Consider the following 14,043-nt stretch of genomic DNA (forward strand, 5'->3'; position numbering starts at 1 on the left):
ATAAGTGTAAGCATTGGTGCAAGGGGAAGTAATCTTGATGGATAGCACTTGTGAAGGGGAAATGAGGTTGATTGAGCAGCAGAATGCCACATTAAGACTTTCGCATAATAGGGAAAACACTACACATCATAGAATTGATGCAAAGGTTTAGTGCCTGTTTAATTCCCCCAATCAAGCATCCAGAGCTATTAGGGATGTATAGGTTTATAAACCATTTAAAAGAAGCAATCGGCATAGCCTTGGCTTTTTATCATATTATTTTAATCATCAGATATTTATGCGTGTTTATTTAGGTTTTACCTATTATCGGGTTTTTCATGAATTTATTGAAAAAACGGTCAAAAATTGATAGTTTTTCAATGAGGAATAATAAGAAAGGAAAAGTTGATCATGATGATCAAAGATAAGGACAAATCTGATTATTTAAAAATACTCGGTTTTCTCTTGATGGCATTTAGTTCGATAGAGGCATTGGCAGATAAATTAGATGATCAAGATCTTGCGGAGCAATCTGTAGGTGTGGTTAAACTGTCACCCATTATTATTAAAGCTGTCAAGGATAATGCACAACAACCTGTCGAAGAGCAAAATAACCTGCATAAACAAGTTGCTCAGGAAAGGTCAGACGATGCTAAAAAAGATGAAATTTATTCTACCGTGTTAACTGATTTCGAGTGGCAGAAAAAAGACCCAGATCCAAATCAACCTGGGGATAAATATTTAAAGCCACTTGAAAAATATAGAATAATTGAGGTTGGCTATAATCCATATCAACGCCATGATGTGCGAATAACAACCCAAGATCGCGTTACACTTTATATAGGACATGAAATTGACCCCGTGGCTTATAAATAAGCCCGAGGCCTAACATGGTTAAACAGGGAAGTGTTTAATTTTCCATGCTCTATGGATTTTTTGATTACGTTTGAAATCTAAGCCAATCGTTTCATTGGTGATCTCTTGTACATCAAACATTGCATCGATTTCTTCGTCCATCTCAAAACCACGATAGTTATTTGAGAAATACAACGTTCCCTCTGTGGTTAGACGATTCATTGCACGTTTAAGTAAAGAAATATGGTCACGTTGCACGTCAAAAGTACCGTAGAATTTCTTTGAGTTTGAGAAGGTTGGTGGGTCAATAAAAATCATGTCATATTGTTCATGACCTTCTTTTAACCATTCAAAACAATCACTTGAGAAGAATTGATGCTGTTCATCTGGATGATCAACTGTTAAGCCATTCAAGACAAAGTTTTCTTTAGACCAATTTAGATAAGTATTGGATAAGTCAACACTTGTCGTACTTGCAGCACCACCTAAAGCAGCGTGTAGACTTGCTGTAGAGGTATAACTATACAGGTTCAGGAAATGTTTTCCTTTAGCTTCAGCTGCAATACGTAGACGCATTTGACGGTGATCTAGGAATAATCCAGTATCCAAATAATCAGTCAAGTTGATTAAAATTTTGGCTTTACCTTCTTGTACGATAAAACGTTTAGATGCAGTACTTTGTTTTGCGTACTGGGTTTTACCTTCTTGACGGGCACGGGTTTTGATAAAGATCGCATCACGACCTAGACCTGTTACGGCACGGATTGAAGCCAAAGCAAGGTTAAAACGTTTTTTGGCTTTTTCTGGGTCAATGGTTTTTGGTGGTGCATATTCTTGAACATGTAAACGATCACCATACAAATCTACAGCGACATTAAAGTCTGGTAAATCTGCATCATAGAGACGTAAACAATAAATATCTTCTTTTACAGCCCATTTCTTCAAAGCTTGCATATTTTTTTGCAAACGATTGGTAAAGTCTTCTGCACCTTCAATTTTTTCAAATTGTTGAGGTTGCCAATCTGCAAGGAAAGGTTTAACCACAGCTGCTGGTTTAATATCACCAAAACGGATATAAATTGGCAATTTACCATTCATTAAACGTAAGATTTGTGGATTGTTAAATGCCAATACATCAGCTTGTTCAACAGCCGCTGCGATAACGGCAGCATGTTGATTGGGGAAATTCTTTTGTAGAAGTGCTGACAGACCCAGATATAAAGCTCGGTTAGAAGCTTTTTCCCCTAAACGCTCACCATAGGGTGGGTTGGTGACAATAAATGAAGTTTTGCCTTCAGCTTGGAAATCAGGCCAATCTGCTAAAGTACGCTCTTCAATTTGAATTTGATCCAGTTGTTGCTCAAATCCAGCAGCAATAATATTTTGTTTGGTTGCTTTTACTGCTTCCCAATCTGCATCATAAGCATAGAATTTAGGTAAAGGTTGTTCTAAGGCAACTTTATGACGTTCAGCTGCTTCAGCTTTAATCGACATCCATAACTCATGATCATGTCCATTCCAGCCATTAAAGCCGAAACGGCGCACTAAACCAGGTGCACGATCAGTTAGGATCATCAATGATTCAATAATAAAGGTTCCTGAACCACACATTGGGTCAAGAATAATTTCTGGATTGCGTTGTTTAAGCTGTGCTTTTTGTAGGATAGCGGCGGCTAGGTTTTCTTTTATTGGGGCATCTGTCATAAAACGACGATAGCCACGCTTATGTAAAGAATCCCCAGATAAATCTAAACAATAGGTGTGTTCAGTTTTTCCAGCAAGCACATACAGGGTAATTTCAGGCTGTTTAATGTCGATACTTGGACGTTTACCGACAGCTTCCATGAAAGAATCAACCACACCATCTTTAACACGTAAAGTTGCAAACTGTGTATTGACTTTAATATCACGTTCTACGTGAAGACGAATTGCGAAAGTACTTTGTGGTGCAAAAATAAGTGACCAATCAAAATTGATCGCACCTTCATAAAGTTCTTCTGCAACGTCACGTGCGTCATGGGTAAATTCAAGTTCATGAACATGGATCGGTGTTAGTACACGAGAAGCTAAACGTGACCACATACAAACACGGTATGCATCTTCGAGTTTGCCTTTAAAGATCAAACGTCCAGGAAATTTTTCAATATCTTGAATCCCTAAACCTTGAATTTCTTCTTGCAGTAAGGTTTCTAGTCCATCTGCACAGGTAACCCAATATGTAGAAAGACGTGGTTTCGAATTCATGAATATTTCCAAAGACATTAAAAAAGCAATCGCGTATTTTAGCGTATTTTAATGACGAAAACTTATAGAATGGCCTTTTAAGTCCGAAATTTTATAAAAAGTACTAAATTCAGTTAAAAATTTGGGTTTTTTGCTTGAAATATATTCAAATATCAATATGTAGATAAGATCAAATAACGAATTTAAAAAATGCTCAGTCTTATTGTTTCAATGTTTATTTTTTCGCTGTCTATGTCGATTTCACCAGGACCTGTGAATTTAACTATCTTAACCAGCAGTATGAATTATGGTGTAAATGCAACTTTTGCATTTATTTCAGGGGCGACCATTGGTTTTACCTTGTTATTGGCATCAGTCTGTTTTGGTTTGTATCAAATGATTGTGATCTATCCTGTACTTCTTGATGTGATCACGATTTTAGGTACAGTTTTATTGTTGTGGATTGGGCTCAATATTCTACGTGCAAAAGGGACCGTTATCTCAAGTCAACCCCATGATGAAGCAAAAATACCAACCTTTATACAAGGTGCATTAATGCAATGGCTAAATCCTAAAGCATGGATTGCCGCAGTGGCAGGTACAGGACTATTTTCAACCGGGCATATCCATGCTGTTTTATTAGTTTTTGTAGCGATTTATTTTGTTGTCTGTTATCTATCTTTAGTACTGTGGGGGATTGCTGGTGAAAAGTTAGCAAGCTTTTTAAATACAGGAAATCGGGCGCGTCTTTTTAATATCGTGATGGGATTGTTATTAATTTTGATTTCATTGGAAATGTGTTGGCGCTATTTTTATCATTAAAATTTGATTTAAAATTCTTTTATTCAAGGTATGCCTTAAAAATGCGTATGCATTATTAATTCATTTAATGGTGTGATTTTGGTACACAATTTGCTTAATTATCCATCGTATTGGCTCAGAAATTTAATTGAATTTTTAATGAATTAATAAATACGGGGATTTCTATGCAAGATCTTAACAACAGCAGATTTGTTGCACATGCAGATGCGTTTTCCATTGGGGCATTAATCTTAACGCGATTAAGACGTGTGACAGGGCGTGTGATTGATGTGATGTATTTAGTGGATAATAAAAGCTATGCACAGTATGTGATTGATATGTCATTGGCGACTCAAGATCCAGAATTAAATCGTCATGCCTTGCGCTTACAGCATTTATTAGAACAGGAACAACCAGCTTCTTCTGTGAATACAGTAACGACAACACAAGTTGAGCAAAGCGAGGAAGCATATGTTTCTGGTGCAACAGAAGAAGAAATTTATCGGGCACAAGTTTCACATCACTATATTGGTGCATTGAGATAAGTCGAGTATTAAGCTCTAACTATTGGGTTAGAGCTTAATGAATACAGTGTGATTAAAATTAAAACTCATTTATAGTGTTTTTTAAGCTGAGTATGTGTGTGAGAAAATCGCTTGAGTTATACGAAATTCAATGCAGAAATTAGCAAATATTTAAAAAACAACCAAATGATTTACGTGGGTAGGGCTGATGAGTCGCAACAACAAACTGAGCTACGATTAAGTCATTATCATCAGGCAAAGGCTGCTGTGTTTAAACTGTGGATTGAACAGAAAAAATATAAAGAATTAATCTCCTGTGCGCATGGGCGTTGGTATCCTTATGAGGATTTTACTCTGCCATTGGCACAATATTTTGCTGCTCAACAGGATTTGGCACATTTAAAATTTCTTTGTGAACACGAGATCCGCTTTCGTTTAGAAGATACCTTAAAGTGCTTAAAACGTGTAAAAGAATATGATGCGACATTAACCAATATACAAATATCGGAATATCAACTGCATGATTTTGATCCACAAAAGTATCATCCAATAGCAGAATTACTTAAATGGCGTAATCAAGCCTTGCTGCGAATAGATGCTTATATTGAGCTGTTAAAAGATCAATCAGATATTGACTACCTCAATATGATTCAGCAACTTCGAGAAAAATTGATGAACTTAACACTCAAACTTGCAGACTTAAAGCAGATCAAATTTAAAATTTGATCGCTGACTTTTATGACTATTTGTCCAAAACTTCAACTGCCAAAGAAAAAGAAAATCTGTATAATACGTTAACTTAACCTCTAAGGAATCTCTCATGCACTTGGCGGCATTGCATACACCGAGTCAGATTCAACTCAATAATGACGGAAACTTAAAGCATTTCCTGACCATCGAAGGTCTTTCTAAAGCAACCCTCACCAAAATTCTAGATACAGCCCATTCCTTTATAAATGATCAAAATCAACTGATAACGACACCACTTTTAGAAGGTCGTACAGTGATGAACTTATTCTTTGAAAATTCGACACGTACCCGAACTACTTTTGAAGCAGCTGCAAAACGCTTATCTGCAAATGTATTGAATATTGATATTGCACGATCAAGTACTTCAAAAGGGGAAACATTGCGCGATACGCTATGGAACCTCGAAGCGATGGCAGCAGATATTTTTGTTGTGCGCCACTCTTCATCAGGCGCAGCGCATTTTATTGCTGAAACAGTTTGTCCGCATGTTGCAATCATCAATGCTGGAGATGGGCGTCATGCTCATCCAACTCAAGCAATGTTAGATATGTTAACCATTCGCCGCGAAACCAAAAAGAACTTTGAAGACATTAGTCTGGCAATTATTGGTGATATTAAGCATTCGCGTGTTGCACGTTCAGATATCGCAGCTTTACAGACTTTAGGCTGTAAAGATATTCGTGTGATTGCACCAAATACTTTGCTTCCATGCGGTTTTGATGAATATGGTGAAGGCGTTCGCTTGTTCAATAAAATGGATGAAGGCATTAAAGACTGTGATGTGATCATTACTTTACGTATTCAAAATGAACGTATTGATTCGCCAGCTTTGTCGTCACAAGCTGAATTTTACAAAATGTATGGTTTAAATAAAGACCGTCTTGCCATGGCTAAACCTGATTGTATTGTTATGCATCCGGGACCGATGAACCGCGGTGTAGAGATTGATTCTAGTATTGCTGATGGTGCACAGTCGGTAATTTTGCATCAAGTGACCAATGGTATTGCAGTGCGAATGGCTGTTTTGGCTTTGGCAATGCAAGGTCAGTTGCAAGAGAAAGGTTTGTTAGAAGCAATTGCGGTTTAAGGTTAAGGATAAAGTCATGAGTAGTGTAAAAATTGAAAATGTACGTGTCTTAGACCCAATTAAAAAAACTGACACTGTACAAACGGTTTATGTTGAACATGGAAAAATAGTCGAATCATCTGCCAATGTCGTAGATACAATAGACGGGCAAGGAAAATGGTTGATACCGACCATGGTTGATTTGTGTGCACGGTTACGTGAGCCTGGTCAGCAACAGCATGGTACCTTGAAGTCAGAAGGTAAAGCTGCACGTGAAAATGGTATTTTGCATGTATTTACCCCACCTGATTCAAAGCCGATCGTGCAAGACAACGGTGCTTTGATTCATGGACTTGTAGAAAAAGCCATGTTAGATGGTGGTATTCATTTACAAGTGATTGGTGCGCAAACCCAAGGTTTAAATGGTAAACAACCCGCAAATATGGCAGGTTTAAAAAAGGGTGGTTGTACTGCCGTTTCAAACGCCTATGCTACTTTTAAAGATGATGATGTGGTTCTGCGGACCTTGGAATATGCGGCGGGTTTAGACATGACCGTGGTGTTTTATCCAGAAGAACACCAGATCGCAAAAGATGGTTGTGTACATGAGGGGTTTATTGCCTCACGTCAGGGACTACCCATGATTCCAGCACTGGCTGAAACAGTTGCCATTGCGAAATACCTATTGATGATTGAAGCGACAAGCGTCAAAGCGCACTTTGGTTTGCTTTCAAGTGGTGCATCTGTTGAGTTGATTAAAATTGCAAAAAACAAAGGTTTGCCTGTGACGGCAGATGTTGCAATGCATCAATTGCATTTAACAGAACACTTAATTGATGGTTTTAATTCTTTGGCACATGTGCGCCCACCATTACGTGCTGAAAAAGACAAAGAACTACTGCGCCAAGGCGTCAAAGAAGGCGTGATTGATGCGATTTGTACCCATCATGAACCTTTGAGTGGTTCTGCGAAATTGGCGCCTTTTGCTGAGACTTTACCTGGTATTAGTGCATTTGATACCTATGTGTCTTTTGGGGTGCAATTGGTTCGTGAAGGTTTGTTTGAACCTTTAGAATGGGTTGAAAAAGTCACGCTTGCTCCTGCAAAAGTGGCCAATATGACGGATCGTTGGGTCAAAGAATCGGGTTGGGCTTTGGTTGATCCAGATTTAGAATGGGTTGTTAACAATGACAGTATTTTATCTCATGGAAAAAATACGCCATTAATCAATCAAAAAATGGTCGGTAAAGTGCTACAAACGTTTACTGCCTAAGCTGTAAAATTTACATAAGCGCAAAAATTGAAACAAAAAGCCAGCATAAGCTGGCTTTTCAAATAGATATTGAACACGCTGTGCTACAAAAAGCTATTATAACTATTAGAATTTAATCACTAGAATAAAAAATGATCAATAAAATGATTTTTAATGTGACAAATACAACAATGAAATCGGAGTGTCCAAAATTATGAATATTATTGAGCTTCTAAAAGAACGGGTGACCACAAAAGTTTTACAGGGTGATCTTCAGTTTCAAGATGAAAAAATCGGTGCTTTAAGTGCCTTTTATCCCATTCTCCTCTCTGTTTTAAAATCAAAACCAGAACTTATTAATACACTTCAACAAAATCTAAATCCTCGCTTAGGTGATATTTTCAGTCATCAACCAGAAACGGTCGCACATTTTTTAGGGCTGGTTGCGGGCAATGCACCAGCCCAAGAAATTGAAACCACATTAAACCACTCTATTGCTCCAACTTTATCATTGCTTGCAGATCAAGCGGGTTCCGATGATAAACATGAAATTTTTGATTTTATCAAAGCGCAATGGAACAATATTCAAGATGCTTTGCCAGCTTGGGCAACAGGATTATTTGCTACATTGGGTTTAAGCGTAGGCGGTCTTGGTTTCGCAGCCACAACGCAAGCTGCTCCTGTTGCTGAGGCAGTTATTCCCCCTGTAGAACCTGTGGCACCCATACCTGTACAAAGTGTATCTCCCACACCAGTACCCCTTGATACCTCTACAATCACAGCAAATTCGATCCAAGATGAACCTAAAAAATCCAATTGGTTATTGCCAATTATCGCTTTGTTGGTGATTGCAGGATTAGCAGCATTGTTATTTAAACAATGCAGTAGCAAACCGCCTGTAGGGGGAGATCCAGTAAGCAGTGGTGCTTCACAAGCTGTTGCTGATTTGCAAGCCGCTGAACTGCAAATTTCTACAGATGCTGAAGGTAAATTAGCAAGTTGTCAGGCACAATCGAGCAGTCAATCTTTACTGGATAGTTTAAAAACCAGTATCGCTTCAGTATTTGGCCAAACCGATCATTGTCAACTTACAGCCAGTGCTGCTTATGCTGCTGATTTGCCAGATCAAAATGCTGTAGATCAGGTGTTGGCTAAAATTAAAGGCATTCCAAACATTTCATTGGCTTGGATTGGTGATCAACTTAGCATTCAAACACCAGATTTAGCGCAAGCACAAAAATTGGCAGATGAGTTAAAAGCTGTTGCGCCTAACCTACACATTTCTGCACAGCAAACAGCCGATGCAAATACAGCGCCAACCAGTAGTGCTGCAAATGTAGATACAAGTAATTCACAAGCTGATCAAGCACTTTCAAGCATTCAGGCAGATAAAGCCAATGTAAATGATATTGCGGCTGCATTGAATTTACAGGTCATTAATTTTGCGACAGGTTCTTCAGGTATTCCAGAAGCCAATAAAGCGATTTTGGATAAAGCAGCGAATTTGTTAAAGCAACTACCAGATGCAAAACTCGTGGTCAAAGGTTATACGGATAATGTTGGAAATGCAGATTCAAACAAAAAATTATCTGAAAAACGTGCAAAATCAGTTGTTGCATATTTGGTTGAAAAGGGCGTCCATACCTCACAGTTAACAGCTGAAGGACATGGTCAAGATAATCCAATTGCAGATAATTCAACAAAAGAAGGGCAATTTAAAAACCGCCGTATTGAGTTTGAAGTACTTGGTGCAACAACACCATAATCCTTTTGAGTGGTATGTTCTGTGCTAAAACGGGCATAAATTGTATAAAAAGCTTCTGAATATCCAGAAGCTTTTTATTTTTTACTCGAAAATTCTTCAATTATTTGGTTAAATGAGCCACATAAAAATATGATCGGATAAACAATGAATAAATCATTAAACCCATTATTTATGATTGCTGCAATTTCTAGTACTTTGATGCTGTCAGGCTGTGATTACTTCAAAAAGAAAAAAGATGAAGGTAATGCTGAACTTGCAGAGTGGAGTTGTACCAATCAAGACAATATCAATCAAATTCAAAAATATTTGAAAGATGAGTATTTGCGTGAAGTCGCAGATAATATTAAAAATTCTGGTTATGAAGCTGACCAAGCATTACTTCAGAAAATTAACAACGCTTTAAAGTTTGAAGTGAAGAATGTTCGTACGATCACTGAAGACTCGTCTAAAACCAATCAGCTGGAATGTGAAAGTCAGTTAGTGGTTCAATTCCCGAAAGGCTTACAACAGCGTGCTGAAAACTCATATGCAGAATTTGGGCAAGAGTGTGAGGAGGGATGTGAAGGTGATGGGTATCGCAGCATACGTGAGTATATCGAAGCTGGTGAATCTAAATTGGTACTAGCCAATGATCAGCTAAAAGGCAAGTTTAATTATAATGTTGTGAAAACAGACAAAGATGGTTTAACACTTGATGTACTTAATCAAGATGCTGTTATTCAAGGGGTAACCTTTGTTACAGTGAAAGCGGTGCAATACGCAGCCTATATGAAAGAAAATAAAGACATGCGTGACCGCGAACAGGTCAATCAAATTGAAAATGCAGAGCAAACAGCGCTCGCGCAAAAAGCCATGGATATCCGTAAAAAAGAGCTAGATGAAGAAAAGCTCAAACAAGTTGATCGTTTAAACCAGACTTGGGACAATCTGAGTGATGAACAAAAAGAACAATTTAAGCAAGATCAAACAGAATGGTTTGAAAAACGTGATGTTGATTGTAAAGTCATTTCACAGAAAAGTTTTGGCGATATTCCAGACAGTGAAATTGAAACCTATCAGCAACAACGTCAATATTGGGATGATGCGATGTCTCAGCAAAACAAAGAGATGCAATATACCAAGTGCTTTAATAAACGTACCGCTGAGCGAATTATTTATTTAAACAATGCACTAAATTGATGTAATCATCATAATCTGAGAGGGATGAATTGATTCATCCCTTTTTTATTGGCATGCTGTCAGTATATTTAAAGTTTTAGATGTTGATATGCGTATTAGTATTGTTGGTTCAGGTCGGGTTGCTACACATTTTGCAAAAGCACTGTCAAAACAACATCATATTGTTCAGATTTATAGTCGTGATTTAAACAATGCACAACACTTAGCCCAGCAGGTGAATGCTCAGGCTATTGATGCTGTGCATTGTATAGACCCTGAAATTGATTTATTGATTATTGCGGTAAGTGACCAAGCCATTGCTCAAGTCATCCAAACGATTCATTCACAACTTTCGGATGTTTTGATTGTTCATACTTCTGGCAGTACCAATCTCAATATATTGACTGAACACCATGTAAAATCTGGGGTTTTTTATCCCTTACAGACTTTTAGCTTTGAACGTGAAGTGGATTGGCAGAATACCCCGTTGTTTATTGAAACGGCTTTGCAAGAAGATTTGTCTACTTTAACGACGCTAGCAAATAGTCTAAGTAATCAGGTTTATCCATATAATTCAGCGCAGCGGCTGAGCTTACATCTGGCAGGGGTATTTGCCTGTAATTTTACAAATTATTGTTATGACATGGCTAAACAAGTGGTCGATGCGCAGCAGGTCGATTTTAATTTACTGTATCCATTAATTTTGGAAACAGCAAAAAAAGCCACTCAAAATGATCCTGAAACAATGCAGACGGGTCCTGCAAGACGTGGAGATGTGAATATTTTAGATATGCATCAACACATGTTACAGGATATGGGGCGGGAAGATCTTAAAGATGCCTATACACTTTTAAGCCAACAGATACAGAAAAAACACTCACTTGATTAAGTGAGTGTTTTATCAATCGTATCTTTTTAAATCAATTGAGATCTAGTTTAAAGCAGCGTGATCTGCACCGATTGTGACAATAACACCAATACAAAACAGGCTACAGTAGATAAAAAACCAGATGATCATGCGTTTAAAGGCTTTGTCTGAAATCGAGCTATCAGCATATTGTGGTTTTTTAGGGCTTTTGTCATCATTCATCGCAAAATCTCTTTCTGCTTAATATAGGTTCATTATGGATAGAAACGTATTCACACTGTAGATACAAAAAATTAGAAAAAAACTATAACAGATAAGTAAGCAATGATGAATCTGTTATAAAAATTCAGCTTATGACCTCACTGATTTACCAATAATATAAATCAATTGGTTTAATGCATTTTGAATCTTTTCATTCATTTCAAATGAACAATTCATCCGAATAAAGTGATTTTGTTGATTACTAATATTAAATAAGCTGCTCGGCGCGACACTGACACCGTGTTCTAACATGTGCTGATAGATCTCATTACTATCGACTTGTTCAGGTAATTCAATCCATAAAAAGTACCCTGAAGGATAATAATTGACATGACATTGTTCAGGTAAATGAGTTTTTAAATAATTAAAATATTGTTTTTTATAGCGTTGCAAGGTGGATCGTAAAGTTTTTAAATGTTTTTCATAATGACGATGGGAAAGATATTCAACCAAAGCATTTTGGATAAATGAGTTGACTGAAAGGGTACTCATAAGTTGAGTGTGCTGAATATGTTCAGAGAATTTACCTGCATAGACCCAACCGATACGAAAACCTGCACCTAATATTTTGGAAAAAGAAGAACAATGTAGTACCCAATTTTGTTGATCAAAATACTTCATCGAGAGGGGTTTTTTCTGATCATAGTAAAGTTCTTCATAGACATCATCTTCAATCAAATAAATCTGATATTGGTTGAGTAACTTCGCCAATTTTAATTTAATTTCATCACTCACGGTAAAGCCAATTGGATTCTGACCGTTTAACATCATCAAACACACTTTAATTGGATATTTTAAAATTGCCTGTTCGAATGCGTCTAAATCAATACCATGTTCAGGATGTTCTGGGATGGTAATTACTTTTAATCCAAGTCGTTCAGCTGCTTGCCATGCACCATAAAAAATCGTCTGTTGTAATAAAATATAGTCTCCAGCTTGCGTAAGTGCTTGCAATGAAAGATTTAATGCATCTAAACCTCCAGACGTAATCACAATATCAGATGGATCAGTGGGGATGCCTTGCATAGCATATTTCTGAGCAATAATTTTTCTCAGTTGATAATTTCCAGGTGGTAGACTGGGTGTCTGTTCATAGCTACGCCGTTGTCGAGCAAGCTGCCCAAGCGTTTGTATCAGTTTAGCGGAATAGAGTAACTGGCTATTGGGAAAGGCAGAACCTAAAGGGATAATGTGTTCAGACTGGGTTGATTTTAAATATTTAAAAACAACTGAGTTAATTTCAACTGTTTCATTAATCACATGTAATGTAGTAGGGTGATCTGAGTTTTGTTCTACAACAAAATACCCTGACTTTTCTTTTGAATAAATCAGTCCTTGTGCTTCAAGCTCTTGATAAGCATTCATCACCGTAATCAGACTTAAACCTGATTGTTCAACCTGTTGACGTAGTGAGGGTAACTTTTCATGTGCTTTCCACGTCCCATTTTCAATCAATAATTTTAGGCTATGGGCCAGTTGTTCAGATTTATACATAGGTCAATGCAAGTAGGTATTTAAAATGACTATAACAGAAGCAATCAGCACAGCTCTATCTGTTATATATTTTTTCTAAAATTTTGTGGCTATATTTCTTTTTGATTTCTTTCGAAAATAGTCGCACGCGATGCAGTATAGAATGAGGCAGGGATATGTTTGTGACGACTCAGTTGAATGTGCTCACACAAGTTTTATGTGAGCATGGTTGCTCTGAAAATGTGATAGAGCAACTCAATCAAAGATTTGTAAACTTAGAAGCAACATTGTTGCGTGCCAAAGTCTTGCGTGAATTTTCAAAAAAGAAGTGTACAGCGATTATCCAATCTGCAATTGCTTCAAATCATTTAAGTCTGGCTTATTTGTTTTCACCGTTTATTTTGGCAAATTTAAATCAAACCGTGCTTTACTCAACACTTTTGACTGCACAAGTTCAAGATATTTTAAAACCTTATTATCAGGTTGAAAAAACCATGAACTTGAGCAAGGATGATGTCGTGTTAGAAAGTTTAAATCTATTTTTAGATCTACAAGATCAAACATGGGATGCGCAGGAATTTGTTTATTTTCAGTTGTTCAAAGCACTGACTCAGGCAGAAGTTGATCGTATCTTTTTAATTACAGATCAGCGGATCAATCCAGATTATTTGTTTGAAATAGAATGTTTTTTTAACGTTCGAATTTTCTTGGTAAATAGCGAAAATGATCAAGATGATATAAATCTGCAATTAGATCATCATGATCATAAATTAAACATGCAGAAGCTTTTGTTTAAATATAAAGATGATTTTCATGTGGCTTTATGTCGTAAATTTTCAGAAATGAATGCTAAAATTTTAAATTTATCAGGTCTTTATGATCTAGCTCAAGCGCAAAACCTAGTCGAAGATATGTTTTATTCTGAACATATTTATGAAAAATTATCGGTTTATGCTGAATATATGCAGACACGATTACAGAACAATGTGTTTAGTCCAAAGTTCAAATCTGTGTCAAGTTTGCAAGTTTAGAGGCTCTTAATCAATAAAGAAGCTGTAACCAAGGTTA

At 37.0% G+C, this 14,043-nt stretch carries 13 protein-coding genes; 10 read left to right on the forward strand and 3 right to left on the reverse strand.

What is annotated here, in order from left to right:
* Positions 1-390 precede the first annotated feature (390 nt).
* A complete protein-coding gene (locus AS4_RS09095; RefSeq protein ID WP_004820988.1) occupies positions 391-855 on the forward strand; it encodes a hypothetical protein in 465 nt (154 codons plus the stop codon).
* An 18-nt stretch (positions 856-873) separates the two neighbouring features.
* Here AS4_RS09095 and rlmKL read toward each other — a convergent pair whose 3' ends face one another.
* Positions 874-3,078, reverse strand: a complete 2,205-nt coding sequence (gene rlmKL / locus AS4_RS09100) for a bifunctional 23S rRNA (guanine(2069)-N(7))-methyltransferase RlmK/23S rRNA (guanine(2445)-N(2))-methyltransferase RlmL (protein WP_004721106.1) — start codon at positions 3,076-3,078, stop codon at positions 874-876.
* Between the two features lie 189 nt (positions 3,079-3,267).
* Here rlmKL and AS4_RS09105 point away from each other — a divergent pair, with 189 nt between their 5' ends.
* From AS4_RS09105 to AS4_RS09140, 8 genes are all read left to right on the forward strand, one after another.
* Positions 3,268-3,879 carry a LysE family translocator gene (locus tag AS4_RS09105; protein ID WP_096733939.1) on the forward strand — a complete coding sequence of 204 codons (612 nt, stop codon included), beginning with the start codon at positions 3,268-3,270 and terminating at the stop codon, positions 3,877-3,879.
* Between the two features lie 164 nt (positions 3,880-4,043).
* The gene (locus AS4_RS21735) at positions 4,044-4,403 is read left to right on the forward strand and encodes a hypothetical protein (RefSeq protein ID WP_096733940.1); all 360 of its coding nucleotides are present in this window, start codon (positions 4,044-4,046) and stop codon (positions 4,401-4,403) included.
* 111 nt (positions 4,404-4,514) lie between these two features.
* Complete coding sequence (locus AS4_RS09115) at positions 4,515-5,108, forward strand: hypothetical protein (protein ID WP_096733941.1); 594 nt, start codon at positions 4,515-4,517, stop codon at positions 5,106-5,108.
* Positions 5,109-5,202: 94 nt separating this feature from the next.
* A complete protein-coding gene (locus tag AS4_RS09120) occupies positions 5,203-6,219 on the forward strand; it encodes an aspartate carbamoyltransferase catalytic subunit (protein ID WP_004721095.1) in 1,017 nt (338 codons plus the stop codon).
* Positions 6,220-6,235: 16 nt separating this feature from the next.
* Positions 6,236-7,471: a dihydroorotase gene (locus AS4_RS09125; protein WP_096733942.1), complete on the forward strand. Its 1,236-nt coding sequence runs from the start codon at positions 6,236-6,238 to the stop codon at positions 7,469-7,471.
* A gap of 193 nt (positions 7,472-7,664) precedes the next feature.
* The gene (locus tag AS4_RS09130) at positions 7,665-9,215 is read left to right on the forward strand and encodes an OmpA family protein (protein ID WP_096733943.1); all 1,551 of its coding nucleotides are present in this window, start codon (positions 7,665-7,667) and stop codon (positions 9,213-9,215) included.
* Positions 9,216-9,359: 144 nt separating this feature from the next.
* Positions 9,360-10,394 (forward strand): 14-3-3 family protein, encoded by a 1,035-nt coding sequence (locus tag AS4_RS09135; protein WP_096733944.1) that lies wholly within the window; start codon positions 9,360-9,362, stop codon positions 10,392-10,394.
* An 88-nt stretch (positions 10,395-10,482) separates the two neighbouring features.
* Entirely contained in the window at positions 10,483-11,262 is a 780-nt protein-coding gene (locus AS4_RS09140) for a Rossmann-like and DUF2520 domain-containing protein (RefSeq protein ID WP_096733945.1), read from the forward strand.
* Positions 11,263-11,304: 42 nt separating this feature from the next.
* Here the strand turns inward: AS4_RS09140 and AS4_RS21740 are convergent, their stop codons facing one another.
* Positions 11,305-11,463: a hypothetical protein gene (locus AS4_RS21740; RefSeq protein WP_004721086.1), complete on the reverse strand. Its 159-nt coding sequence runs from the start codon at positions 11,461-11,463 to the stop codon at positions 11,305-11,307.
* Between the two features lie 129 nt (positions 11,464-11,592).
* On the reverse strand, positions 11,593-12,996 hold the full coding sequence (locus AS4_RS09145) for an aminotransferase-like domain-containing protein (protein WP_096733946.1): 1,404 nt from the start codon (positions 12,994-12,996) through the stop codon (positions 11,593-11,595).
* A 155-nt stretch (positions 12,997-13,151) separates the two neighbouring features.
* On the opposite strand from AS4_RS09145, the gene AS4_RS09150 reads away from it, so the two are divergent.
* The gene (locus tag AS4_RS09150; RefSeq protein ID WP_096733947.1) at positions 13,152-14,006 is read left to right on the forward strand and encodes a hypothetical protein; all 855 of its coding nucleotides are present in this window, start codon (positions 13,152-13,154) and stop codon (positions 14,004-14,006) included.
* The last annotated feature ends 37 nt before the right edge of the window (positions 14,007-14,043 follow it).

This window comes from Acinetobacter guillouiae (assembly GCF_002370525.2).
In the GTDB taxonomy this organism is placed as follows: domain Bacteria; phylum Pseudomonadota; class Gammaproteobacteria; order Pseudomonadales; family Moraxellaceae; genus Acinetobacter; species Acinetobacter guillouiae.